The organism is Micromonospora echinofusca (genome assembly GCF_017614955.1).
Classification (GTDB): Bacteria; Actinomycetota; Actinomycetes; order Mycobacteriales; family Micromonosporaceae; genus Micromonospora; species Micromonospora echinofusca_A.
Window position 1 is genome coordinate 1 of sequence record NZ_WVUH01000072.1, and the last position, 24,256, is coordinate 24,256.

The window sequence follows — 24,256 nt, forward strand, 5'->3', positions numbered from 1 at the left end:
GAGCATGTACTCAGAGTCGGTCTGGCGGGTGAAGGGGCGGGGCATGCGGGCTGGGCTTGGTGAGGCGCGGGAGCGGTGCGGCGGCACCGTCTACTCCCGGCGTGAGGCGCTGGGGCCGCGTCAGATCCGGAATGCGGGCTTCAGCTGGGCGCGGTGGGGCCGGCGGGGCCTGGACCCGGCCGAGGTGCGACGTTTCCTGAACCGGGTGGCGGCCGAGGTCGCCGATCTCCAGGCGGAGGTGGTGCGGGTACGTCAGGAGTCGGCGCGGATCCGGGAGGCGATGCGCCGCTGGCAGTCCCGACAGGCGTCGGGAGTGAACGAGCGGGGCTACCGGTGACGCCGGTCGGGGCGGGACGTTTCGTGATCCACCTGCCGGTGACCGCTGCGGACCTGACCGCCGCGCAGCGGCTGGCGCGGGTGGTGGCCCGGTGGACGCGGGTACTGCCGCAGACCGACCCGGGGGAGACGACGGTGTCGGCGGAGGACGCGCAGGGCGTACGGCATCGGGTTTTCTGTGACGCCCGGCTGCCGGGCGGCCGGCGGTGCGTGCTGCGCGCCGACCACGACGGACCGTGCACCCGTCGCCTGGTCCGTTGAACCGGTGGGTACGCCCGCCGGCTCAGTCACGCATCGGCGGGGCGGATCGCGCCGGCGATGTTGGTGATCCGGCCCTGCGGGTCGAAGGAGACCCGGATGGTCGACCCGTCCGGCCGTTGGCCGCTGACGTCGTCCGGTGTCGCGGTGACCGTGTAGCCCTGCTGGCGCAGGAAACCGTCGACCAGGGTCCGGTGGTCCACCGGGTACATCTGGATCGCCTGGGTCAGCACGGTCAGCACCCGCTGCGGTGCGACCGGTGCGGTCACCGCCGCCGGGAGTTGCTCCACGAGGAAGAAGAGCGCGCCACCCGGGTACGGGCCACGGTAGTAGGACTGTCCGGTCAGCCCGCCGGCCAGCAGGGCGAGCAGGTGCCCGTCGGCCCGGTCGAGCGGGTGGCTGGCCCCGGTCAGCTCGGGGATGTCGTGTTCGCGCCCGTAGCCGCGTAGCCACTCGGCGGCCCGCAGCAGTGCGGGCGGGAGCTGGCTGTCGCTGTTGGCCCAGGCCCACAGCCAGGTGCCGTCACCCTGACTCTCGGTCCCCAGGAGCTGGATGGGGTAGGTCAGGTCGTCACCGAAGGTGACCGTGCCGGCGTTGATGTCCACCTGCCAGCCACGTTCGCCGAGCAGGTCGGCCAGGGCGAGCTGTCGGGCGAGAGCGGGCGCCAGGGTGTGCGAGAGGTGCATGTGGAGGGCGTTCACGGCAGCGACGCTAAACCACTTCGTTCACCAGCCGGCCCGGCCCCCGTTGCAGCCTGTCAGGCGACGTTGAGCTGGATGTTGCCGATCCGGGCGACGACGTCGAGGTGCCCGCCCAGGCCCATGACGTACGCGCGCAGTGTTTCCAGGTTGGTGGTTTCCCCGTTCTCGATCTGGCTGATGCGCGCCTGCGACAACCCGGCTGCTTCGGCGAGCTGTGTCTGGGTCATGCCGAGTTGTCTGCGGATCTCGGCCAGTTGGGCACCGCTGACCGAAGCGAGCATTTGCTCACGCATCTGGTTGCGTCTCGCGACGCGATCGGCGTTGTCCCACTCCGGGTCGGCGGCTCGGGCCTTGGCCTTCACGTCACGCCAGTTGGCTCCGGTGCTCATTGCTCCTCTTCCTTGAGCCTTGTCAGGTGCTCCTCAAACCGGGTATCGGCCAGGGGAACAGCGCTCTGGTACCAGCTTCGCCACTGCCCCGACTTGTCGCCAGCGACGAGAAAGACCGCCTCCCGGATCGGATCGAAAGCGAAGATCATCCTGATCTCAGTGGCTCCCGCTGACCCCGGTCGCAGCTCCTTCATGTGATGGAAGATGCTGCCTTTCAGGCGATCCACCAAGGGGCGGCCGAGAGCTGGACCGTGTTCAGCCAGTAGATCCAGAGCTTCGGCAACGAGGTCGGCGCTGGCGGGATCTGTCCGGCAGAGATCGAGAAACCACAGCTCAACCTCGGGGTGTAGCTTGACTTCCCACACGCTGTGACTATAAGCCAGATTTATATTGAGGGCAACGCGGGAAGCTCCTTTCGTCGCGTGGCTCCTGGAAGGTCGTGCCTGTCTACCTGTTGTTTGCGAGGAGCTTCCAGCGGAGGGCGTACCAGGCGGCACCGAGGGCGAGCACGCCGAACCCGGCGAGGACGCTGGCCGGTGGCAGGGTGACCGCGAGCAGGACGCACCCGGCCAGCCCCAGCACGGCCAGCGTCTGCACCGGCAGCTTGCGGGCCGGGTCGCGACCCAGGGTGAGCGCCGAGGCGTTGGCGATGGCGTAGTAGACCAGCACCGTGCAACTGGAGAAGCCGATCGCGCCGCGTACGTCACCGAGGGTGACCACCAGGATGACGATGGCCGCCACGACCAGTTCGGCGCGGTGCGGCACCTGCCGGTGCGGGTGCACGGCGGCCAGCGCCTCGGGGACGTCCCGGCGGCGGGCCATCGCCAGCAGGGTGCGGCCGACCCCGGCGACCAGGGAGAGCAGCACCCCGGTCACCGCCACCGTGGCCCCGGCCCGGACCAGCCAGGCCAGGCCGGGCCAGCCGGCGACGGCCACCACGTCGGCCAGCGGTGCGGTCGACGCGGCCAGCCGTTCCGGGCCGAGTACGCCGAGCGCCACCACGGCCAGGGTCAGGTAGATCGCCAGCACGACGCCGAGGGCCAGCGGAACCGCGCGGGGAATGGTCCGCTCCGGGTCGCGGACCTCCTCGCCGAGGGTGGCGATCCGGGCGTACCCGGCGAAGGCGAAGAAGAGCAGCCCGGCGGCGGTGAACACCCCGTACCCCGGGCCGGAACCGGTGCCGAGCCCGGCGGCGGCGAAGTCTCCGCCGGCCAGGCCGGTGACCGCGACCAGGGCGAGCACGGTGAGGGTGACCGCCACCAGGGCCCGGGTCACCCCGGCGGTCTTGCCGATGCCGCGCAGGTTGACCGCGGTCACTGCCACCACGGCGGCCACCGCGACCGGCCGGGCCTGCCCCGGCCAGAGGTACGCCCCGATGGTCAGCGCCATCGCGGCGCAACTCGCCGTCTTGCCGACCACGAACCCCCAGCCGGCGACGAAGCCGGCGAACGGGCCGAGTCGCTCCCGGCCGTAGACGTAGGTGCCGCCGGACTCCGGGTACCGGGCGGCGAGCCGGGCCGAGCTGGCGGCGTTGCAGAAGGCGACGAAACCGGCGAGGGCGAGGGCGAGCAGCAGCCCGAGGCCGCCGGCCGCCGCAGCGGCCGGGGCGAAGACCACGAACACACCGGCACCGAGCATCGAGCCCAGGCCGATGACCACCGCATCCGGTACGCCCAACCGGCGGGCCAACTGGTTCACGGAGCAGACCCTACGGGTGGCAGGTGAACAACGGGGGCTGGAATCCCCGTTCGGGGCCGGACACTATTGATCGACATATGGCGATGTATGGTGAGGCCGGGGGGAGAGAGGGATGGTCGTCATGACACTCGATCGTCGTACGTTCCTCGGCCGGGTCGCCGTAGCCGGGGTCGCCGCCGCCGTCGTACCGACCCTGGCCCTGCCCGGCGAGGCGCGGGCCGCCACCTGGAAGAAGCGCCTCACCGGCGCCGACCTGGACACCAACAGCCGCTGGCAGGTCGCCGGCACCGACCTCGGCATCCCGTACGTGCTGGAGAACGGCTCGATCGGGTACCTCTTCGGGGACACCTTCAACACCCCGTGGCCGGAAGGGCCACCGCTGCCCAACGACTGGCGTTCCCCGGTGATGCTGCGCTCCAACATCCACCCGGGCGCCCCCGGCGGGGTGGTCTTCGACAGCGCCGCCCGGGTGGCCGGCAACGGTCGGGCCCCCGAGCTGATGCACAACGGCCACAACGGCATCGGCATCGACGGCCTCTGGGAGGTCACCGTCATCCCCAACGACGGGATCAGCTTTCCGGAGACCGGGCGGCAGCTCATCTCGTACATGAGCATCGAGAACTGGAACTCCGCCGGTCCGGCCGGGCCGCACTGGCGGTCCCGCTATGCCGGCCTGGCCTACTCGGACAACGGCAACGACTTCATCCGTACCCCGTTGAAGTGGTGGAACGACGGCACCAACACCGACCCGTTCCAGATGTGGACGATGCAACGCCACGGCGACTTCGTCTACGTCTTCTCGGTCCGGTCGGGTCGGCAGGACGGGCCGATGATGCTGCGCCGGGTCCGCTGGGACCGGCTCTTCTACCCCGAGTCGTACGAGGGCTGGGGCTGGAACGGCAGCAACTGGGGCTGGGGACGACCGTGCACCCCGATCCTGACCGGGCGATTCGGTGAGCCCTCGGTACGTCGGCTCGCCGACGGGACCTGGGTGATGGCGTACCTGAACTGCGCCACCGGTTGCATCGTCACCCGCACGGCGGCCGGGCCGGACCAGGTGTGGACGGCAGAGAAGATCCAGGTCACCTCATGGCAGGAGCCCGGACTGTACGGCGGCTTCATCCACCCCTGGTCCAGCCGGGCCGCCAACGACCTGCACCTGATGGTCTCCAAGTGGACCCGGGGACTGGACGGCCGGAGCACCGCCTACCACATGAGTCAGTTCGTCGGCTCGGTGTGACGCCCGTCGGTGTGGCGCCCGTCGGGGTAACGCCCGTCCCAGCCCCGTAACCGGGCCGGCAGCGGTAGGTCGTTCCACGGCACCCGGTGCAGCAGCCGGTCCAGGAACCAGCCGAGCAGCAGCGCGGCCAGCCCGTCGGTGAGCCAGTGGTAGCCCAGGTAGGTGGTGGTGCACAGCAGGATCACCGGCGGGGCGAACCGGACCAGCCGGTACGCCCCGACCGGCAGCCGCCCGGCGGTGAGCGCGACCAGCAGCACGGCGATCACGCCGTACCAGACGATCGCGTTGGCCACGTGCCCCGACGGGTACCCCATGTCGTACGTGCCGGGCGGCAGCTGGTGGTTGAAGATCGGCACCGCCACCTCGGGGGCCAGGAACGGTTCCTTCGTCACCGCGCTGGGCGCCGCCCGGTCGGTCCAGACCTTCAACGGGCCGATGGTCAGGTAGGTCACCAGGAACGTCGCCGCGACCAGCAGCAGCGGCCGGACCGAGCGGGCCCGCCAGGCCACCGCCACCGCCAGGCCCCCGGCCACCGGCATCAGCAGCGCACCCCCCTGACCGAGCAGGTTGAGGATCCGGGCGGTCCACCAGAGCGCGGCCGGGTCGTGGTCGACCGTCCACCGTCGTACGGCCAGGTCCAGGTCGAGCAGGTGACCGGCGGCGAGCGCCCAGGTCAGCGCCCCGAACCCGGCGACCAGGAGGACGTCGAACCACCACCCACCGGGGCGTACCGGCCGTAGCCGCACCTTTCGTCGTACCGTCCTGGTCTCCTGCACCCCGACCACGCTACCGGCCGGTCCCGGCGGCCAGCCGCAACGGGCATCGGTCGATGTGTGCCCAACCACGATGGGAGGCGGTCAGCCGGTCGGACCGGTCATGCTTGTCGGCGTGCGGATCACCTCTGCCCTCGTGAACCCGGCGCTGCTCGACCTGCCCTGGTCGACACCGCTGGAGCAGTGGCCTGCCGACCACCTGGTGGCGCTGCCCCAGGGCATCTCCCGGCACATCGTGCGGTTCGTGAGGCTGGCCGGCCACGTCTACGCGGTCAAGGAGACCGGCGAACGGGTCGCCGAACGGGAGTACGACCTGCTGCGGGCCCTGGAACGGATCGACTTCCCGTCGGTCGAGGCGGTGGCCATCGTCGCCGACCGGCACGCCGAGGACGGCAGCCCGCTCGACCCGGTCCTGATCACCCGGCACCTCCAGTTCTCCCTGCCCTACCGGGCGCTCTTCTCGCACACGCTGCGTCCGGAGACGATGTACCGGCTGCTCGACGCGCTCGCCGCACTGATCGTCCGGATGCACCTGACCGGGTTCTTCTGGGGCGACTGCTCGCTGTCGAACACCCTGTTCCGCCGGGACGCCGGGGCGTTCGCCGCCTACCTGGTCGACGCCGAGACCGGGGCTCTGCACAGCCGGCTCTCCAACGGTCAACGGGGCGAGGACCTGGAGATCGCCCGGGTCAACATCTTCGGGGAGGCGCTGGACCTCCAGGCCGCCGGTCTGCTGCACGAGTCGATCGACCCGGAGGTGGTCTGCGAGGAGGTGGTCAAGCGTTACGAGGCGCTCTGGCACGAGATCACCTACGAGCAGCAGATCGAACGGGAGGCCCGGCACGACATCGAGGGCCGGATCCGCCGCCTCAACGACCTGGGCTTCGACGTGGCCGAGGTGGCGTTGTCCACCATCGACGGTGGGCGGTACCTGGTCCGCCCGAAGGTCGTCGACGCCGGCTACCACACCCGGCGGCTGATCCGGCTGACCGGCCTGGACGCCGAGGAGAACCAGGCCCGGCGGCTGCTCAACAACCTGGACGCCTACCGTGCGGAGAGCGACCTGACCGACGAGCAGCAGGCGGCGCACCGCTGGCTGACCGAGGTCTTCGAGCCGGTCGTCCGGGCCGTACCGCCGCACCTGCGGCGCAAGCTGGAGCCGCAGGAGCTGTTCGCCCAGATCATCGAGCACAAGTGGCTGCTCTCCGAGCGGGCCGGCCGGGACGTCGGCATGGCGCCGGCCGTGCAGTCGTTCCTCAACGACGTGCTGGTGCACCGCCCCGACGAGCAGGCCGTGCTGGGCGTCGAGGTGACGTCGGACTGAAGTCCCGCCGCCTCTTTACTGGCAGTGGGGCAGCCTTGTCGTCGGCGCTGTCGAGCTGCTGGCGAAAACGGAGCGCCCGGGTGTTGCACAAACGGTGCAGCTCGACAGCGTCCCACCTTCACCCGGGCATCCAGGCAACCCGCCAGTCGGGTCACGAGCGGGCCGGGGTCAGGCGCCAGTCGGGTCAGGAACGGACCACGGTCAGGAGACCCAGTCGCCGGCCCGCATCACCCGGACCACGTTCAGGTCGTCGTCGAGTACCACCAGGTCGGCGCGGAGACCGGCCCGGAGCGCGCCGACCCGGTCACCCAACCCGATCGCGCGGGCCGGCGTGGTGGACAGCATCCGGACCGCATCCGGTACGGCGATCCCGGCGCCCACCGCCTGCCGGAGCGCGGCGTCCATGGTCAGCGTGCTGCCGGCGATCGACGCGTCCCGGGCCAGCCGGGCCACCCCGTCGGCGACGGTCACCGCCTGACCGCCGAGCTCGTACGCGCCGTCCGGCATCCCGGCGGCAGCCATCGCGTCGGTGATCAGCGCGGTCCGGTCCGCCCCGGCGACCGAGGCGGCGAACGCCAGCGTCCCGTCGTGCAGGTGCACCCCGTCGGCGACGAACTCGCAGACCACGTTGGGGGAGCCGAGCAGGGCCAGCACCGGACCGGGCTCGCGGTGGTGCACCGGGCGCATCCCGTTGAACACGTGCGTGCCGACACTCGCCCCGGCCGCCACCGCGGCCAGCGTCTCGTCGTACGTGGCGTCGGTGTGACCGACCGCGGCCACCACCCCACGGGACACGAGCAGCTTGACCGCGTCCAGCGCACCGGGCAGCTCGGGCGCCAGGGTGACCATCCGGACCGCCCCGTCGCCCAGGTCGACCAGCTCGGTCAACTCGTCGACCGACGGGTCGCGCAGGAACTCCGGGTTCTGCGCGCCGCACCGGGCGCCGGACAGGTAGGGCCCCTCGAAGTGGATGCCGGCGAGCACACCCTCGGCGACCAGCGGTGCGAAGGCGGCGGTGGCGTCCCGCATCAGCGCGAACGGTGAACTGACCAGGCTGGCCAGCAGGCTGGTGGTGCCGTGCCCGAGGTGGAAGGCCGCCGCCGCACGGGCCGAGGCGGGATCGCCGGTGGTGAAGGTGTGACCACCGCCGCCGTGGGTGTGGATGTCCACGAAACCGGGGACGACCCAGTGGCCGTCGCGGGTGGTCGGGTACTCGGCGACGGCGCTGATCCGGTCGCCGTCGATCTCGACGCAGCCCTGCCGGACCACGCCGGTCGGGGTGACCACCTTGCCGCTGACCCGGGTCGTCACGAGCTCTCCAGACTGTCGAGGGCGATCAGGGCGGCGCCGAGACAACCGGCCTCGTCACCGAGGGCCGCCGGCACCAGTCGCGGCTCGCGGTGGAAGGTCATCCGCTCGCGCAACGCGGCGTGGAGCGGGTCGAACAGGTCCGCCCCGGCCCGGGCCAGGCCACCACCGAGCACGATCGTATCCACGTCCAGGAGGGACTGCGCGGTGACCAGGCCGTCGGCGAGCGCCTCGACGGCCTCCTGCCAGATCTGCCCGGCCGCCGCCTCGCCGGCCCGCATCCGGGCCACCACCTCGGCCGCGTCGGCCGGGTTGCCGGTCAGCTCCGTGTACCGGCGGCCCACCGCAGCGGCGGAGGCGACCGTCTCCAGGCAGCCGGGCCGGCCGCAGCCGCAGCGCGGACCGCCGGGGCGTACCAGGATGTGGCCGAACTCCCCGGCGGCGCCGTGCGCGCCCGCGAAGGCCGCGCCGTCGACCACGTGTGAGGCGGCGATGCCGGTACCGATCGCGACGAAGAGTACGTGCCGGCTGCTCCGGGCGGCACCGAGCCGCGCCTCGGCGAGTGCGCCCACCCGGACGTCGTGGCCGAGCGCCGTCGGTACGCCCAGTCGGGCCGCCACCAGGTCCCGCAGGGGTACGTCCCGGAAGCCGATGTTGCCCGACCAGACAGCGACCCCGGCGGCCTCGTCGATCACCCCCGGCACGGCGACGCCGCAGGCCACCGGGCGCAGCCCGTCGGCGTACGCCTTGCCGGCCAGCCCGTCCGCGACGTCGAGGATCGTCGCCACCACCGCCGGGGCACCGCGTTCCGCGCCGGTGGCGTGCCGTTCGACGTGCCGGACCCGGCCGTCGATGCCCACCAGGGCGCACTTCATGCCCGTCCCGCCCACGTCGAGCGCGACGACGACCTGATCGGTCACGCGTGGTGCCGCCCGATCATGCGAGCACCACGGAGCGGGTCAGGTGCCGTGGCGCGTCCGGGTCCAGGCTGCGGCAGTTGGCCAGGGCCACCGCGAACCGCTGGGCGAGGATCAGGTCCGCCATCGGGTCCAGCGGGGTACGCCCGGCGGCCCAACTGCCCAGCACGGTGTGCGTGCCGTTGGTGCGGCTGTGCACGAAGGGTGCCCCGGTGGCGGCGATGTCCTCGGCCAGCCCGTCCGGGATCGTGCCGAACGCCCAGACCACCCGCCGGGGGCCGGCGACCGCGATCGGGCCGTGCCGGTAGTCCATCGACGGGTACGCCTCGGCCCAGAAGGTGGCCGCCTCCCGGCACTTCAGCGCGGCCTCTTGGGCCAGCCCGATGGTCCAGCCCCGACCGAGGAAGGTGACCTGCTCGACGCGGGTCGGGTCGATCGGCAGCGGGGCGCGTACGGCCACCTCGGCGTCGGCGGCCAGTGCCTCGACGTTCTCCCCCAGGTGCGCCCGGAGCAGGGCGAGGGTGCTGGTGGCGAAGCGGGTCTGCACGACGGAACGCTCGTCGGCGAAGGGCATCGGTACGGCGTGGGTGGCGAGCGAGACGGCCGGGGAACCGGGGTCGCCGACGATCACGGTGGTGGGGGTCCGTCCCCGGACGGCACCGAGCAGGTCGAGCACCTCGGTGGTGGTGCCGGACCGGGTGACCGCCACGATCCGGTCGTAGCGACGGCCGGCGGGGAACTCGGACGCCTGGAAGGCGTCGGTCTCGCCCTGACCGGCCTGCTCGCGCAGGGTGGCGTAGGCCATCGCCATGAACCAGGAGGTCCCGCAGCCGATCACGGCGACCCGCTCACCGGGACGGGGCAGGGCGCTGCCGGTGGTGGTGGCCAGGACCGCCGCCTCCCGCCAGCAGTCGGGTTGGCTGGTGATCTCCGCGTCGACGTACGCCATGGGGAGCTCCTCGCGGGGCGGGGCGATCTGGTGGTGGCCGTCCTCGCTGACGGCTGCTGCGCAAAGCGGCTCGTTACGCTGCCCTTTCGCGCGCCATTCTGCGCGATGTCGGCCGCTCGTGGCAACCGCCGCCGACTCCGAGCAGCCATGAGTTTTGCGCAGTGGGTGTTTTGAGCACTACTGTGCACGCCAACGATCAGACTTTGTGCAGTGGAGGGCCGCGGTGGACCGGTACGCGCGATGGAACGCCCTGCTCGAACTGCTGACCGAGAGCGGCCGGGTCACCGTCGAGGACGCCGCCGAGCGGCTCGACGTGTCCCAGGCGACCATCCGGCGCGACTTCGACCAGCTCGCCCAGCAACAGATGATCACCCGTACCCGGGGTGGCGCGGTCGCCAACGGCGTCTCGTACGACCTGCCGCTGCGGTACAAGACCGCCAAGCACTCGGCCGAGAAGCAGCGGATCGGCGCCGCCGCGGCGGCACTCGTCTCACCCGGCACCGTGGTCGGCCTGAACGGCGGCACCACCAGCACCGAGGTGGCCCGCGCCCTGGCCGTCCGCCCCGACCTGAACACCAGCGCCGAGGGCGCCCAGCTCACCGTGGTCACCAACGCCCTGAACATCGCCAACGAGCTGCTGGTCCGGTCCCGGATGAAGGTCGTGGTGGCCGGTGGCGTGGTCCGGCCCAAGTCCTTCGAACTGGTCGGTCCGCTCGGTGGTGCGCTGCTGCGCGAGGTGACCCTGGACATCGCCCTGCTCGGGGTGGACGCCATCGACCCGCAGCTCGGCGCGGCGGCCCACCACGAGGGCGAGGCCGCGATGAACAACCTGATGGTGGCCCGGGCCAAGCGGGTCGTGATCATCGCCGACTCGTCCAAGCTCGGCGGGCACGCGTTCGCCCGGATCTGCCCGGTCGAACGGGTGGAGACCCTGGTCACCGACTCCGGCGCCACCCCGGCCGTGGTCGCCGCCTTCCGCGAGGCCGGCGTCCACGTCATCACCGCCTGAGGTGCAAGGAAGGGCCCCCGCTTAACGCTTCCGGTAGAGGAAGGGCCCCTTCTTAACACTCCGTTCCGGGCCAACTCACTTGTCGTCATCCCCGGCGTGCCCCCTTCCGCTTCGGTGCATACCGAGTATGGTGTCCGGTGTCATAGTCACTGAGCGTGGAGGTCGGCGTGTCCGCTGTCCTGGAGATAGAAGGTCTACAGAAGACCTACCGGAGCAGACGTCGGGGCACCCGGCACGCGCTGGCCGGCTTCGACATGCGGGTCGAGGCCGGCCAGGTGCACGGCTTCCTCGGCCCCAACGGCTCGGGCAAGACCACCACCCTGCGTACCCTGCTCGGCCTGATCAAGCCGGACGGCGGCCGGATGGCGATCCTCGGCCGTGAGGTGCCCCGGGCGCTGCCCGAGGTCGCCGGCCAGGTCGGCGCCATCGTGGAGAGCCCCCAGTTCTTCCCGCACTTCACCGCCCGGGACACCCTCGACCTGCTGGCCAGCGCCGGGGACGTGCCCCGCCACCGGGTCGCCGAGGTACTCGAACTCGTCGGACTCCGGGACCGGGCCGACGAACGGGTCAAGACGTACTCGCTCGGCATGAAGCAGCGCCTCGCCGTCGCCTCCGCCCTGCTGAAGAACCCGAAGCTGCTGATCCTCGACGAACCGGCCAACGGCCTCGACCCCGGCGGGATCCGGGAGATGCGGGCCCTGATGGCCGACCTCGCCGCCGCCGGGATGACCGTGGTGCTCTCCAGCCACATCCTCGGCGAGGTCCAGCTCATCTGCGACTCGGTCACCATCATCTCGCTCGGCCGCCGGGTCGCCACCGGGCCGGTCGCCGAGGTGCTCGCCCAGCACTCCAGCGGCACGGTACGGCTGCGTCTGGAGGCCGTCACCGACCTGCCCGCCGCCGCCGACGCGCTCACCCGGGCCGGCGTCCAGGTCGCCACCCGGCACGACGACCACCTGCTGCTGCGCGGGGTCGACAAACCGGCGACGGTGACCCGGATCCTCGCCGACCAGGGCCTCTACCTCAGCGAACTGGCCCCGGTCGCGGTCGACCTGGAGAGCGTCTTCCTGGAGTTGACCGCCACCGCCCCGGTACCCGGCCAGCACCGCCAGGTCGACGAGTCCGCCGGAGCCGAGACCGCCGCGACGGCACCGACCCAGGGGGGATGGGGAGTATGAGCCTCTACGTCACCGAGCTGCGCCGGCTGTCCAAGCGCCGGCTCACCCGGCTGCTGCTGGCCCTGCTGGTGCTCGGCCTCGCCGGCATCGCCGTCGCACTCGGCCTGAGCAGCACCAAGATCGGCCCCGCCCAGCGGGCCGCCGCCGAGGCACAGGTCGAATCGGAGTACCAGCAGGCGGTACGCAGCCACCAGCAGAACGTCGCCGACTGTGAGGCGGCCAAGGCGCGCGGCGAGAAGACCGAGGAACGGTTCGGCCCGGACTGCGGCCGGCAGTGGGTGCCGGAGCGCGAGATGTACGACGCCAAGTGGTACCTGCCGTACGAGTTCGACATGCGCTCCGAGTTCGGGTTGATGATCGCCGCCTTCGCCGGTGCGGTGTCCCTCTTCGCGTTCCTGGTCGGCGCCTCCTTCGTCGGCGCCGAATGGAACACCGGCGGGATGATGAACCTGCTGCTCTGGCGGCCCAAGCGGGCGACCGTACTGCTGACCAAGCTGGCCGCCGTACTGAGCGTGCTGCTGGGCCTCGGCGTCGTCCTCGGTCTGCTCTGGACCGGGGCGATCTGGCTGGTCGCCCGGTTCTCCGGATCGACGGCGAAAATGACCGCCGGGGTGTGGGAATCGTTCGCGATCAGCGGCTTGCGGGCGGTCGGGCTGGTCCTCGCGGTCGGCGTGGTCGCCTTCGGTCTGGCCTCCCTCGGACGGCACACCGCGATGGCGCTCGGCGCCGCCGTCGGGGTCGGCGTACTCAGCGAGATCGGCATCCAGCTCGCTGTGCAGTTGGCCCAGGTGCGGTTCGGGCAACGGTACGTGCTCTCCACCTACGCGCTCGCCTGGTTCGAGAAGAAGTGGACCCTCGTCGACCACCGGTCCTGCGAGTTCGCCCGGGGCATGTGCAACCCGGCCGAATTCGTGGTCACCTGGCAGCAGTCCGCGCTGGTCTTCGGCGTCGGCACCGTACTCGTGCTCGCCGCCGCCGTCTGGTCGATCCGCCGCCGCGACATCTGAAGGTAAGGAAGGGCCCCTTCTTGACGCTTTTGGTATAGGAAGGGGCCCCTGTTAACACCCCAACGTCGTCGGGTGCGGTTCGGGAAGTCCCTGGTTACGCTGGTAGCCCCCCAGGTCCCCGGCCACGAGGAGCACCATGACGTCGCCCGGAGCGAAGCGCCGTGCAGCCGCCCGGAGCGACGACCCGGGGACGCCCGGCGACGCGGTAGACGTGCCTGCCACCGTTCCGCCACCGCGTACCGCCCCGGACCGGCTGGATCCCGGTGCCTCCGAGCCGGCCGAAGGGCCGGACTCCGCCGACGACGGTCATCCCGTTGCGGGCCATCACTCCGCTGACGGCGGTCACCCTGCGGACGGACCGGACCCGACCGGAATCGACGGAGCCGACGAAGGCGACGGAGCCGACGGCCTGACCGGGCGGGAGCGGGACATCCTCGCGTTCGAACAACGCTGGTGGCGGCACGCCGGAGCCAAGGAACAGGCCATCCGGGACACCTTCGGGCTGTCGGCGACCCGCTACTACCAGTTGCTCAACGCGCTGCTCGACAAGCCTGCCGCGCTCGCCGCCGAACCGCTGCTGATCGGCCGGCTGCGGCGGCTGCGTGCCTCCCGGGCACGGAGCCGCCGACGCTGACGCCTGAGGCTGTCGGCGTACGACGGGGCTCGCCCAGGGCTGTCGGCGTACGACGGCCGACCCGGGGCGTACGTCGTGACGGCGTGTGGGCCCGACGACCGACGTCGGACCCCGGGCGCGTCACTTTTCGTACATCTGGAGGCCGTTGCCGATGGCGAAGAACGTCGGCGCCCACTCGCCCACGAAGATGCCCCAGCGGTCGGCCCGGTCGATGCCGGACCTCTCCAGGTGCTTGGACAGGAACCAGCTGGAAAAAGACAGGCCGACACTGACAAAACCGGCGATGTAGCAGTGTTCAGCCCTCAGCCCCGCATCATGCAACTTCCGCAACATCTGCGATCCCCCCTGGCGCGATGAACGGTCCCCACGGCACGGGCGGCGTTCCTGGCGCCGCCCGGGTGGCGGCCTGGGGAACCCACCCGTCGTCGACGCTACCTTCCGTGACCGGTCCGGCGCGGGTGGATGAGGCCGCCCGCATCCTGCGGTACGGCACGACGAGGCCGGTCCGGTAGGTACGGCACGACGAGGCCGGTCCGGTAGGTACGGCACGACGAGGTCAACCCAGGCGGTCCGGCACCAGGGGCAGGCCGGGCTGCCGCAGCCGGAGGCTGCGGGACGGAGAGACCGCGGGCTGCACGGCATGTCCCGGTACGGTCCGGGTACCCGCGCATGTGCCGTTCCGGCACCGGATGGATCGGGAGTGCAGCCGATGATGCAGGTCTGGTCCGCTTCGGAGACTGCTCCGGACCGGCTGGAGAACGAGGACCACGTGTTCCGGTTCGGGTCGCTGGTGGGCGTGCTCGACGGGGCGACCGTGCCGGACGGCTTCGACACCGGCTGCGTACACGGACCGGCCTGGTTCGTCCGGCACCTCGCCGCCCGGATCGGGCTCGCGGTCGCCGCGCGCCCGGCGGCGACCCTGATGAGCAGTCTCGCGGCGGCCGTTCTCGCGGTCCGCGCCGACCACGGGGACGGATGCGATCTTGATCATCCGGGTACCCCGTCCGCCACCGTCTGCCTGCTCCGCGAGGGCGGTGACCACCTGGACTACCTGGTGCTCTGCGACAGCCCACTGGTACTCGACGTGGGTGGCGCGGTACGGGTGGTCTCCGACGACCGGCTCGACACCGCGCTGGCCGACCTGCGCCGGGTCGCCGAGACGGTACCGCCGACGGACGAGCCGGCGGCCCGCTTCCGCCGGGCGGTGGCCGTGCAGCGGGAACGGATGAACCGGACCCACGGTTACTGGGTGGCCGCCACCGATCCGGATGCGGCGTACCACGCGGTCACCGGCACGCTGCCGTCGACCGGACCCGGGGCGGTACGCCGGGCCGCACTGCTCAGCGACGGCGCGTCCTGCGCGGTCGACCAGTTCGGTCTCGTCGACTGGCCCGGTCTGCTCGACCTGGTCGACCGGGCGGGCCCGGAGGAGCTGATCCGTCGGGTACGCACCGCCGAACGGGAGCAGACCGACCGGCTGCGGCGGCGTAAACGTCACGACGACGCCTCGGTGGTGTTCTGCCGCTTCGGCTGACCCGGCCCGCCGTACCGTCAGTCGGGCGGTGAACCGCTGGACCTGACGCGTGGCGCCGGGCAGACTTGCGCCTTGTGGCGGGTGATGTCCGGCTGGTGCCGGTGGACGACAAGACGCTTGAGCCGCTGCTGTCCATCGCGGCCGCCGAGGCGGAACCGGACGACGTCATGCCCCCGGTCGAGGCCCCGGCCGGCTGGTCGCATGCCCGTCGGGAGGCGTTCCGCGACTTCCACCGGGCCCACTACGGCGGCCTGGAGGGCCCGACCCGCACCCTGATGTACGCGATCATGCTCGGTGGCGAGGTGGTCGGGATGATCCGGCTGGCCCGCCGGGACGAGCCCGGTGTCATGGAGACCGGGATGTGGCTGGGGCGTTCCGCCCGGGGCCAGGGCATCGCGGTGGCGGCGCTCCGGGAAGCGCTGACCGAGGCCGCCGGTCACGGCGCACGGGTCGTGGTGGCCGAGACCACCGCAGGTAACACCCCGGCGATCGGCGTGCTGACCAGGTGCGGGGCGGTGCTGCGCCGGGACGGCGACGACGTGCACGCCGAGATCGTCATCGACTGACCGGCCGGCGCCTCAGCCCGGGGCGTGCTGCTCGGCGTACGCGGCCAGCCAGGCCACCTGCGCCGGGTCCAGCGACGGCCGGACCCGGCCCCGCGCGGTGGCCAGGTGCGCGCCGGTGACCGTGGCTGCGGTCATGGACTCCCGCATCGCGGCCAGCGCCGCCTCCCGGACCAGTGCCGCACAGTCCGCCGCCGAGAAGCCGTCCAGCGACTCCGCCACCCCGGCCAGGTCCACGTCGTCGGCGAGTGGTACCTGACGGGCCGCCGCCTGCAGGATCTCCACCCGGCCGGCGGCGTCCGGTGGGGGTACGTAGACCAGCCGTTCCAGCCGTCCCGGTCGGAGCAGCGCCGGGTCGACCAGGTCGGGCCGGTTGGTCGCCCCGACCACCACCACGTTGCGCAGGTCCTCCACCCCGTCGAGTTCGGTGAGCAGCGCGGCCACCACCCGGTCGGTGGTGCCCCCGTCGGTGGCCTGGCCGCGTACCGGGGCCAGGGCGTCCACCTCGTCGAGGAAGACCAGTGTCGGGGCCGCCTCGCGGGCCCGGCGGAACAGTTCCCGGACCGCCCGTTCGCTCTCCCCGACCCACTTCGACAGCAACTCGGCGCCCTTGACCGAGAGCACGTTCGCCCGGCCCGTCCCCGCCAGCGCGGTGACCAGGTACGTCTTCCCGCAGCCCGGTGGGCCGTAGAGCAGCACCCCGCGTGGCGGCTTCACGCCGAGCCGGGCGAAGGTGTCCGGGTAGTTCAGCGGCCACAGCACCGACTCGGTGAGCGTCTGCTTCACCTCGACCAGGTCGCCCACATCCTCCAGGGTCACCGTGGCCAGTTCCAGGGTGGACGCGGCCATCGAGGTGGGCCGGACCACCTCCAGTGCGGCGGTGAAGTCGGCCATCGCCACCGTCGGCGTCTCGGCGGACTTCTGCCGCAGCGCGGCGCGTACCCCGGCCTCCCGGACCAGCGCGGCCAGGTCGGCGGCGACGAATCCGGGGGTACGCCCGGCGACCTCGTCGAGCCGGACGTCCTCGGCCAGCGGGGTCCGTCGGGTCAGCACGGTCAACTGTTCCTGGCGCAGCGCGGTGTCCGGTAGCGGGACCGCGATCTGCACCGGCAGCAGGTCCGGCGCGCGGAGTGCCGGGTCGACCGACTCGGGCCGGCCGGTGGTCGCGACGATCGCCCCGCCGGCCCGTACCGTCTCGGCGACGACCTGCCGGAACACGGTGGCCAGCGGTCCGGGCTGTTCGGCCGGGACGAGTGCCTCCACGTCGGTGACCAGCAGCACCGCCGGTCCGCCGGTGCGGACCCGGGTGGCGGCCTCGCGGAGCCGTCGGGCCGCCACGTCGTTGGTCAGCGCGGCCAGTTCGGGTGCCCAGATCACCTCGACCCGAGCCCGGACCGCAGCGGCGACCGCGCGGACCAGGGCGGCCTTGCCGGACCCGGCCGGACCGGTGACGAGTACGCCGAGCGCGACGGCGGTGCCGAGCCGGTCGAGTACCTCCCGGTGGTGGAAGCCGAGGTCGAGCAGTTCGGTGAGTTCCCGGGCCTGGGCCCGCAGACCGGGCAGCTCGTCCACGCTGGGCGGGTCGGCCCCGGCGGCTGCCTCCGGTCCGCCGGTGAGATCCGAACCGTCGACCGGACCAGGTCCGCTGGCGGGCGTGCCGGCCCGGGTCCCCGGTGCGGACCGGCCCGCGCCGGCATCCGTGTCGCCCCGGGTGGCGGCCCCGTGTTCCCAGCCGACCACGGTGTCCATGGTGACCAGGGCCCCACCGGCCGGGTCGGCGTCGACCACGGTGAGCAGGGCGCTCGTCCAGGCGTACCCGACGGTGTTGGCCAGGCTGCGCCGGGCCGCCGCGACGAGCGACCGGACCGCCGCATCGGGGAGCACGTCCTGGGGCAGCAGGGAGACGTCGTCCCCGGCGGTGACCATTTTGCCGAGCAGTGCCAGGCGGAGCATCTCCGGCGACACGGCGGCCACGATCTCCACCGGTCCGGTCAGCGTGACCCGTCGGGCGCCGGTCACCGGGAGCGGGGCGACCGCGATCTGCGCCCCGTCGCGTACCCCCAGGTTGCCCAGGAGCAGGTCGTCGGCGTAGAGCAGGGCGGTGCTGGCCCCGGTGTCGGCCCGGGCCGCGATCCCGGCGGTGACCCGCCGACCGGTCAGCCGGACCGGGTCGCCGGGGCGCAGGCCGAGTGCGGTGAGCACCTCCGGGTGCAGCCGGACGATGCCCCGCCGCCCGTCCAGTGCCGCCGGCCGGAGATTCGCCGTGAGCGTGAGCGTCAGATCGGATTCCGCCACCGGGCGAGAGTAGCCGGCATGGACATCTGGCCGGGTCGCCGCATCACGACGGGTGGCGGCATCGGACCGGGACGCCGCATCAGGAGGGGCGCCGCATCACGACGGGTCGCCGCTGCGGCGCAGGTTCTCCAGCAGCGTCGGGTTGCGTCGCAGCAGCTCGGCCAGCCGCGCGTCCGGGTCGTCGCTGAGCCCGTCGGTCTCCACCGACCAGACGGGGACCGGCGTGACCGGCAGCGGCCAGGCGGGCGGAGGGGAGTCGGGGACGGTTCCGGTTGCCTCCGCCCCGCTGGAGGTGACCGTGACCGTTTCTCCCGACCAGGCGATCCGCAGCTGCCGGGCGGTACCGTCGTGGTCGACTTCCAGGTCGACCGACAGCCCCGGGTGGGCGGCGACCACCCGCCGGACCGCCTCGGTCACCTCCGCCAACGGTTCCCCGCCCGGTGGTGCGGTGCTCCGGCCCTCCACCGGCGCCGACCGGCGCCGCAGCAACTCCTCCCGGCGGGCCATCCGGGCCAGCGCCTCGTCCAGCTCACCCCTCACGACACACCTCATCTCCCGACGGTCCAGCCGGTACCCGTGCCGACTGGCAGGGGTACATGATTACCGATGGCCGGTGGAACGGTGGATCTCAGGTAATCCACAGCTTCCGGGCCGTACGGTTGATCTCATGCCTTCCCCCCTGCCGGCGCGGCTGCGCCGTGCCCTGACCCGGCGCCGGGTCGTCGCCGCCTCCGCGGTCACCGTGCTGCTCGCCGGTGCCGTCGTCTGGGCGGCTTGGCCCGAGCAACAGGATTTCCGCACCGAGTCACGGGTGCTCACGGTGCTGTCCGGCCCGACGGGGGACGAGTCGGTGGCCCTGGACACCACGTTCTACCTGCCCGACGGGGCATCCGCCGGCCGGAAGGTCCCGGCGGTGCTGCTGGCGCACGGCTTCGGCGGGTCGAAGGAGTCGGTCCGCAGCGACGCCGAGGACCTGGCCGGCCTGGGTTACGCGGTGCTGGCGTACACGGCCCGGGGCTTCGGTCGCAGCGGTGGTCAGATCCACCTGGACGACCCGGACCACGAGGTGAAGGACGCGCAGCGGCTGCTGGACTGGCTCGCCGCCCGGCCGGAGGTGCGTACCGACGGCGCCGGTGACCCCCGGGTGGGGGTGGTCGGTGGCTCGTACGGCGGCGCGCTGGCCCTGCTGCTGGCCGCCCAGGACCAGCGGGTCGACGCGATCGTCCCGATGATCACCTGGCACGACCTGGCCGGTGCGCTGCTGCCCGAGTCGTCCGGGCGGCCCCCGGTCGACGGGGTGTTCAAGAAGGGCTGGGCGGGCATCTTCTTCGGCAACGGCGGCAGTGCCGGCAGCGGCCCGGCCGGCCTGGCCGGGGTGACCGGCAACCAGGAGGGCGCCCCGGCGTCGGCGGGACCGCCGAGCCCGGCGCCGGGTACCGGGCCGGGTACCGGGCCGGGTGGTGGCCCGGCAGCCGCCGTCGACCCGTCCTGCGGCCGGTTCGCCGCCGACGTCTGCGCCGCGTACCTGCGGATCGCCACCACCGGACGGGCTGACGCGGAGGCCGTCGCCCGGTTGCAACGGTCCAGCCCGGCCGGGGTGCTGGACCGGATCAAGGCGCCCACCCTGCTGGTGCAGGGCACCGCCGACACGCTCTTCCCGCTCGCCGAGGCGGACGCGAACGCCCGGGGTATCGCCGCGAACGGCACCCCGGTGCGGGTCGCCTGGTACACCGGCGGACACGACGGCGGGGAGGGGCCGCGTACCGACTCGGACCGGTTGAAGTTTCTCACCGCGCAGTGGCTCGACCACTACGTGCGGGGTGCGGGGGACCCGCCGGAGCGGAGTTTCACCTGGTCCCGGACGACCGGGTTCGACGCGCTGGACCGTGGCCTGGTGGCCACCGGATACCGCGTCACGGACTACCCGGGCACCGGCGGTACCGCCCGCAGTTCGGTCGAGGTGACCGGTCCGGTCCAGTCGATCGCGAACCCACCGAACGGCAACCCCGCCGCGATCTCCTCGGTGCCGTTCGCCGGGGCGCTGTCGTCCTTCCTCTCCGGTGTCGCCGGGGACCTGCCCGGCCAGCACGCCCGGTTCGAGTCGGCACCCCTGCCGGCGGCGGTGGACGTGGTCGGCTCGCCGACGGTCCGGATCCGGGCGGCGTCGCCGACCGGGGAGGCGGTGCTCTTCGTCAAGCTCTACGACGTCAACCCGGAGGGTGCGGCGACGCTGTCCGACGGGCTGGTCGCTCCGGTCCGGCTGACCGGCCTGCCGACCGACGTGACCGCCGCGCAGCCGGTCACGGTGACCCTGCCGGCGATCGTCCGGCGCATCGAGGCCGGGCACCGGCTGCGGATCGTGGTGGCCACCTCCGACCAGGGGTACGCCACCCCGGCCGAGCCGACCGTCTACACGGTCGCCCCCGGCGGCGGGCCGGTCACCCTGCCCACCGTCGCCGGGGAACCGATCGCCACCGCGGCGGCGGTCTGGCGCTGGGTGCTGGTCGGGCTGCTCGTCGCCATCGTGCTCGGGCTCGTCGTGGTCGTCGCCGTGCTCCGCCGCCGGCACCGCCGCCACGACACCTCCGTGCATCCGGAGTACGCCGGTACCCCGCTCGCGGTCCGCAACCTCCGCAAGGAGTACGCGGACGGCTTCGTCGCGGTCTCCAACGTCGACTTCGAGGTGCACCCGGGGCAGGTGGTCGGCCTGCTCGGCCCGAACGGTGCCGGCAAGACCACCACCCTGCGGGTGCTGATGGGGCTGACCCAGCCCACCGCCGGGGAGATCTACGTCTTCGGGCACCGGCTGGTACCGGGTTCCCCGGTGCTGTCCCGGATCGGGGCGCTGGTCGAGGGGCCGGGGTTCCTGCCGCACCTGTCCGGCCTGGAGAACCTGAAGGCGTACTGGCGGGCCACCGGCCGGCCGGAGGCGGACGCGCACTTCGAGCAGGCGTTGGAGATCGCCGGGCTGGGTGCCTCGGTGCACCGCCGGACGAAGAACTACAGCCACGGCATGCGGCAGCGGCTGGCCATCGCGCAGGCCATGCTCGGTCTGCCGGAACTGTTGGTCCTCGACGAGCCGACCGACGGGCTCGACCCGCCGCAGATCGCCGAGATGCGTCGGGTGCTCCAGCGGTACGCCACCGACGGGCGGGCGGTGCTGGTCTCCAGTCACCTGCTGGCCGAGGTGGAGCAGACCTGCACCCACGCGGTGGTGGTCAACAAGGGCCGGATCGTGGCGTCCGGGCCGGTCGAGGAGATCGTCGGCGAGTCGCCGAGCGTGCTCTTCGACGTGGCCGACCCGGCGGCGGCCCGCGCGGTGCTGGACCGGCTGGCCGGGGTACGGGTGCTGCCGGACGGCGACGGTGGGCTGGTGGTGGACACCAACGGCACCGCCCGCAGCGAGGTGGTGGCCGAGCTGGTCCGGGCCGGTGTCGGGGTGGACCGGGTGGTGCCCCGGCGTCGCCTGGAGGACGCGTTCCTCGCCCTGGTCGGGGAGAACTCTCGCGGAAGTGGGGACCGTTGATGTCGGGTTCGTTGCAGTCGGCCGAGCGGCCGGGCGGGACCAGTGCCGCCGGGGCGGCGTCGGGGTACCGCCCGTCGGCGACCCTGCCGTTCCTCGCCGAGTTCCGTCGGCAGGCGTCCCGGCGCCGTACCCAGTTGGCGCTGGGCTTCATGGTCCTGCTGCCGTTGATCATCCTGATCTCGTTCCAGTTCGACACCGGGGACGACGACGACAACGGCCGGGGCGAGTTCGCCAGCCTGATCGACCTGGCCACCTCCGGTGGACTCAACTTCACCCTCTTCTCGATCTTCGTCTCCGCGTCGTTCCTACTGGTCGTGGTGGTGGCCCTGTTCTGCGGGGACACCGTGGCCAGCGAGGCGAGCTGGGGGAGCCTGCGGTACCTGCTGGCCATCCCGGTACCCCGGGCCCGGCTGCTGGCGGTCAAGCTGCTGGTCGCGTTGACCTACTCGGCGTTGGCCCTGCTGCTGCTGGCCGGTACCGCCCTGCTCGCCGGGACGCTGCGCTACGGCTGGTCACCGCTGCGCAGCACGGTGGCGGCGCAGATCCCGGCCGGGGAGGGGCTGCTGCGGCTGCTCGCGGTACTCGGCTACCTGGCGGTCGTACTCCTGGTGGTGGCCGGACTGGCGTTCCTGCTCTCGGTGACCACGGACGCCGCGCTCGGCGCGGTCGGCGGTGCGGTGCTGCTCTGGATCCTCTCCAGCATCCTGGACCAGATCACCGCGCTGGGTGCGCTGCGGGCCTTCCTGCCGACCCACTACGCCAACGCCTGGTTGGGGCTGCTCTCCACACCGGTGCAGACCGACGACGTGGTCCGTGGCTGCATCTCGGCGATCTGCTACGCGACCCTGTTCTGGGGTCTGGCGTTCTGGCGGTTCACCCGCAAGGACGTGACCAGTTGACCAGGTCACCCGCAGGGACGTGACCAGTTGACCCGGTAGCCCGCGTTCGACCGTGCGGGCCGGGTCCCGGCTGACAGACTCGCGCAGGTGGGCAGCGGTAGGACTCCGCGACTCGGCCCGATCCGCGCGGTCGGGGCCGGGACCCGGGTCGCCCGCCTGGAGGTCTTCTTCGACCTGGTCTTCGTCTACGGCTTCTTCAACATCGCGCGTTACGCCGGCGAGGAACTGACCCTCGCCGGGTTGTACAAGGGGCTGCTGGTGCTGGCCCTGCTCTGGCTGACCTGGGTCGCACACATGCTGGTGGCGCAGCGGGTACGCCTCGGGGAGGGTTACGCGCCGCTGGTCGTCTTCATCGCCATGGCCGCGCTGCTGGCCATGGCGCTGACCATCCCCCGGACGTTCGGTGAGATCCCCGGCGGCGTCTCCGGGCCGCTGGTCTTCCCGGCCTGCTACTTCACCATCCGGGCGCTGCACCTCGGGCTGCACTTTTACGCGGTCCGGGGTGTGCCGGTCGAGCAGCGCCAGATCCTCCGGATCTCCGCCGCGATGGTGGTCTCCACCGGTCTGCTCTACCTTGCCGCGCTGCTGCCCTGGCTGCCCGAACGGTACGACCAGTTCTGGGTACGGGTCGGACTGTGGACCCTCGCCCTGCTCGTCGAGTACGGCACGGGGCTGGCGGTCGGACTGGCCGGCTGGCGGGTCGCCGCGCCCGGCCACTTCGTCGAACGGTTCGAGCTGATGGTCAACATCGCCTTCGGCGAGCTGATCATCTCCATCGGGATCGGTAGCGGGGTCCTCGGCGAACCGATCACCTGGCAGGCCCTGTTCTTCTCGATGCTGGGGATGCTCGTCATCGCCAGCCTCTGGTGGGCGTACTTCGACCTGATCGCCCCGGCCGCCGGGCTGGCCATGCACGGCAGCCGGGGGCGCCGACGGGTGGCACTGGCCCGCGACGGGTACATCTACCTGCACCTGCCGATGATCGCCGGACTCATCCTGGTCGCCCTCGGTGGCGAGGAGATGCTGCGGCACCTCGGCGCGACGGAGAGCAACCTGGTCCGGCCGCTGCACGGGCTCGGACCGTCCCTGCTGTACGCGGGGGTCGCCGTCTACCTGGCCAGCCTGGTCGCCTTCCAGTTCCGGCTGCTCGGTACCGTCCTGTGGACCCGGGTCGGGGCGGTCGTGCTGGCCGGGGCCGCGATCCCGTTCGCCGGTCACCTGCCCGCCCTGGCCGCGCTGGGCGCGATCGCCGGACTCTGCGCAGCCCTGGTCACCGCCGAGACGATCCTGCTGGCCGATGCCCGGCACGCCCTGCACGCCGCGGTCCGCGCGGAACGGGAGGCGCAGGAGGCCCGGGAGGCCGAATGGTGGCGCCAGCGTCGCTGACCGGGCCGCCGCCGGGGCTCCCGGGGTTGGCGGCAGCACGCAGGTCGCCCGCAGCCCGTCACCGTCGTGATCCGCTCCGTTCGTAGCGTCATCCCGGCGACAAGGGTGAGGCGTCGGTGGACAGGGTCTGACATCGTTTGCCCGGTTGCCAGATTGCCTGAGCAAGGAGTCACCCCTTGAGTTACGAGCCGCCGCCATCCTCCCCGGACCCGGCCGGCCAGTCACCGCAGTACGAGCCGCCGGCCCCGGCCGGCAGCGGCGCGTCCGCCCCGCCGCCCGGGTACGGCCCACCGGTCGACCCGTACCACACCCCGCCGAGCGACCCGTACAAC

General features: G+C 72.4%; 24 protein-coding genes. 13 read left to right on the forward strand and 11 right to left on the reverse strand.

Annotated features, from left to right (window positions below; genetic code table 11):
• Positions 1-337 (forward strand): DivIVA domain-containing protein (locus tag GSF22_RS11075; protein WP_244367054.1); only part of this gene is annotated, 337 nt, incomplete at its 5' end.
• Positions 334-597, forward strand: coding sequence for a hypothetical protein (locus tag GSF22_RS11080; protein ID WP_208813434.1), 264 nt, complete (start codon positions 334-336; stop codon positions 595-597). The genes GSF22_RS11075 and GSF22_RS11080, both read left to right, overlap by 4 nt.
• A gap of 26 nt (positions 598-623) precedes the next feature.
• On the opposite strand, the gene GSF22_RS11085 is transcribed toward GSF22_RS11080, so the two are convergent.
• From GSF22_RS11085 to GSF22_RS11100, 4 genes are all read right to left on the reverse strand, one after another.
• On the reverse strand, positions 624-1,295 hold the full coding sequence (locus tag GSF22_RS11085; RefSeq protein WP_208813435.1) for a DUF6882 domain-containing protein: 672 nt from the start codon (positions 1,293-1,295) through the stop codon (positions 624-626).
• A 56-nt stretch (positions 1,296-1,351) separates the two neighbouring features.
• On the reverse strand, positions 1,352-1,684 hold the full coding sequence (locus GSF22_RS11090; RefSeq protein ID WP_208813436.1) for a helix-turn-helix domain-containing protein: 333 nt from the start codon (positions 1,682-1,684) through the stop codon (positions 1,352-1,354).
• Complete coding sequence (locus tag GSF22_RS11095; RefSeq protein WP_208813437.1) at positions 1,681-2,049, reverse strand: type II toxin-antitoxin system RelE/ParE family toxin; 369 nt, start codon at positions 2,047-2,049, stop codon at positions 1,681-1,683. Before GSF22_RS11095 ends, GSF22_RS11090 begins: the two co-directional genes overlap by 4 nt.
• 82 nt (positions 2,050-2,131) lie before the next feature.
• A complete protein-coding gene (locus tag GSF22_RS11100; RefSeq protein WP_208813438.1) occupies positions 2,132-3,382 on the reverse strand; it encodes an APC family permease in 1,251 nt (416 codons plus the stop codon).
• 121 nt (positions 3,383-3,503) lie between these two features.
• Between GSF22_RS11100 and GSF22_RS11105 the strand changes: the two genes are divergently transcribed.
• Entirely contained in the window at positions 3,504-4,622 is a 1,119-nt protein-coding gene (locus tag GSF22_RS11105) for a DUF4185 domain-containing protein (protein WP_208813439.1), read from the forward strand.
• On the opposite strand, the gene GSF22_RS11110 is transcribed toward GSF22_RS11105, so the two are convergent.
• Complete coding sequence (locus GSF22_RS11110) at positions 4,601-5,407, reverse strand: phosphatase PAP2 family protein (RefSeq protein ID WP_439957758.1); 807 nt, start codon at positions 5,405-5,407, stop codon at positions 4,601-4,603. The two genes, GSF22_RS11105 and GSF22_RS11110, sit on opposite strands and share 22 nt — an antisense overlap.
• 103 nt (positions 5,408-5,510) lie before the next feature.
• Between GSF22_RS11110 and GSF22_RS11115 the strand changes: the two genes are divergently transcribed.
• Positions 5,511-6,719 (forward strand): DUF4032 domain-containing protein, encoded by a 1,209-nt coding sequence (locus GSF22_RS11115; protein WP_208813441.1) that lies wholly within the window; start codon positions 5,511-5,513, stop codon positions 6,717-6,719.
• A 201-nt stretch (positions 6,720-6,920) separates the two neighbouring features.
• Here the strand turns inward: GSF22_RS11115 and nagA are convergent, their stop codons facing one another.
• The 3 genes from nagA to GSF22_RS11130 are packed head-to-tail and all read right to left on the reverse strand — an operon-like array spanning position 6,921 to position 9,893.
• Positions 6,921-8,030, reverse strand: a complete 1,110-nt coding sequence (gene nagA, locus GSF22_RS11120; RefSeq protein WP_208813442.1) for an N-acetylglucosamine-6-phosphate deacetylase — start codon at positions 8,028-8,030, stop codon at positions 6,921-6,923.
• A complete protein-coding gene (locus GSF22_RS11125; protein WP_307803914.1) occupies positions 8,027-8,947 on the reverse strand; it encodes an ROK family protein in 921 nt (306 codons plus the stop codon). Before GSF22_RS11125 ends, nagA begins: the two co-directional genes overlap by 4 nt.
• A gap of 16 nt (positions 8,948-8,963) precedes the next feature.
• Positions 8,964-9,893: an SIS domain-containing protein gene (locus tag GSF22_RS11130; protein ID WP_208813443.1), complete on the reverse strand. Its 930-nt coding sequence runs from the start codon at positions 9,891-9,893 to the stop codon at positions 8,964-8,966.
• 223 nt (positions 9,894-10,116) lie between these two features.
• On the opposite strand from GSF22_RS11130, the gene GSF22_RS11135 reads away from it, so the two are divergent.
• From GSF22_RS11135 to GSF22_RS11150, 4 genes are all read left to right on the forward strand, one after another.
• Positions 10,117-10,902: a DeoR/GlpR family DNA-binding transcription regulator gene (locus tag GSF22_RS11135; protein ID WP_208813456.1), complete on the forward strand. Its 786-nt coding sequence runs from the start codon at positions 10,117-10,119 to the stop codon at positions 10,900-10,902.
• Between the two features lie 254 nt (positions 10,903-11,156).
• Positions 11,157-12,080, forward strand: a complete 924-nt coding sequence (locus tag GSF22_RS11140; protein ID WP_208813457.1) for an ATP-binding cassette domain-containing protein — start codon at positions 11,157-11,159, stop codon at positions 12,078-12,080.
• Complete coding sequence (locus tag GSF22_RS11145) at positions 12,077-13,087, forward strand: ABC transporter permease subunit (protein ID WP_208813444.1); 1,011 nt, start codon at positions 12,077-12,079, stop codon at positions 13,085-13,087. The genes GSF22_RS11140 and GSF22_RS11145 overlap by 4 nt, the downstream gene beginning before the upstream one ends.
• Before the next feature lie 136 nt (positions 13,088-13,223).
• Positions 13,224-13,721 carry a DUF3263 domain-containing protein gene (locus tag GSF22_RS11150; RefSeq protein WP_208813445.1) on the forward strand — a complete coding sequence of 166 codons (498 nt, stop codon included), beginning with the start codon at positions 13,224-13,226 and terminating at the stop codon, positions 13,719-13,721.
• A 120-nt stretch (positions 13,722-13,841) separates the two neighbouring features.
• Here the strand turns inward: GSF22_RS11150 and GSF22_RS11155 are convergent, their stop codons facing one another.
• Complete coding sequence (locus GSF22_RS11155) at positions 13,842-14,054, reverse strand: hypothetical protein (protein ID WP_208813446.1); 213 nt, start codon at positions 14,052-14,054, stop codon at positions 13,842-13,844.
• Positions 14,055-14,430: 376 nt separating this feature from the next.
• On the opposite strand from GSF22_RS11155, the gene GSF22_RS11160 reads away from it, so the two are divergent.
• Positions 14,431-15,255 (forward strand): hypothetical protein, encoded by an 825-nt coding sequence (locus GSF22_RS11160; protein WP_244367058.1) that lies wholly within the window; start codon positions 14,431-14,433, stop codon positions 15,253-15,255.
• Positions 15,256-15,329: 74 nt separating this feature from the next.
• Positions 15,330-15,821: a GNAT family N-acetyltransferase gene (locus GSF22_RS11165; protein ID WP_208813448.1), complete on the forward strand. Its 492-nt coding sequence runs from the start codon at positions 15,330-15,332 to the stop codon at positions 15,819-15,821.
• A gap of 12 nt (positions 15,822-15,833) precedes the next feature.
• On the opposite strand, the gene GSF22_RS11170 is transcribed toward GSF22_RS11165, so the two are convergent.
• Both GSF22_RS11170 and GSF22_RS11175 read right to left on the reverse strand, forming a co-directional pair.
• Positions 15,834-18,113, reverse strand: a complete 2,280-nt coding sequence (locus tag GSF22_RS11170; protein ID WP_208813449.1) for an AAA family ATPase — start codon at positions 18,111-18,113, stop codon at positions 15,834-15,836.
• Between the two features lie 96 nt (positions 18,114-18,209).
• On the reverse strand, positions 18,210-18,653 hold the full coding sequence (locus GSF22_RS11175) for a hypothetical protein (protein WP_208813450.1): 444 nt from the start codon (positions 18,651-18,653) through the stop codon (positions 18,210-18,212).
• Between the two features lie 127 nt (positions 18,654-18,780).
• On the opposite strand from GSF22_RS11175, the gene GSF22_RS11180 reads away from it, so the two are divergent.
• From GSF22_RS11180 to GSF22_RS11190, 3 genes are all read left to right on the forward strand, one after another.
• A complete protein-coding gene (locus GSF22_RS11180) occupies positions 18,781-21,639 on the forward strand; it encodes an alpha/beta fold hydrolase (RefSeq protein ID WP_208813451.1) in 2,859 nt (952 codons plus the stop codon).
• Entirely contained in the window at positions 21,639-22,538 is a 900-nt protein-coding gene (locus tag GSF22_RS11185; RefSeq protein WP_208813452.1) for an ABC transporter permease, read from the forward strand. Before GSF22_RS11180 ends, GSF22_RS11185 begins: the two co-directional genes overlap by 1 nt.
• 87 nt (positions 22,539-22,625) lie before the next feature.
• Positions 22,626-23,924, forward strand: coding sequence for a low temperature requirement protein A (locus tag GSF22_RS11190; RefSeq protein WP_208813453.1), 1,299 nt, complete (start codon positions 22,626-22,628; stop codon positions 23,922-23,924).
• The last annotated feature ends 332 nt before the right edge of the window (positions 23,925-24,256 follow it).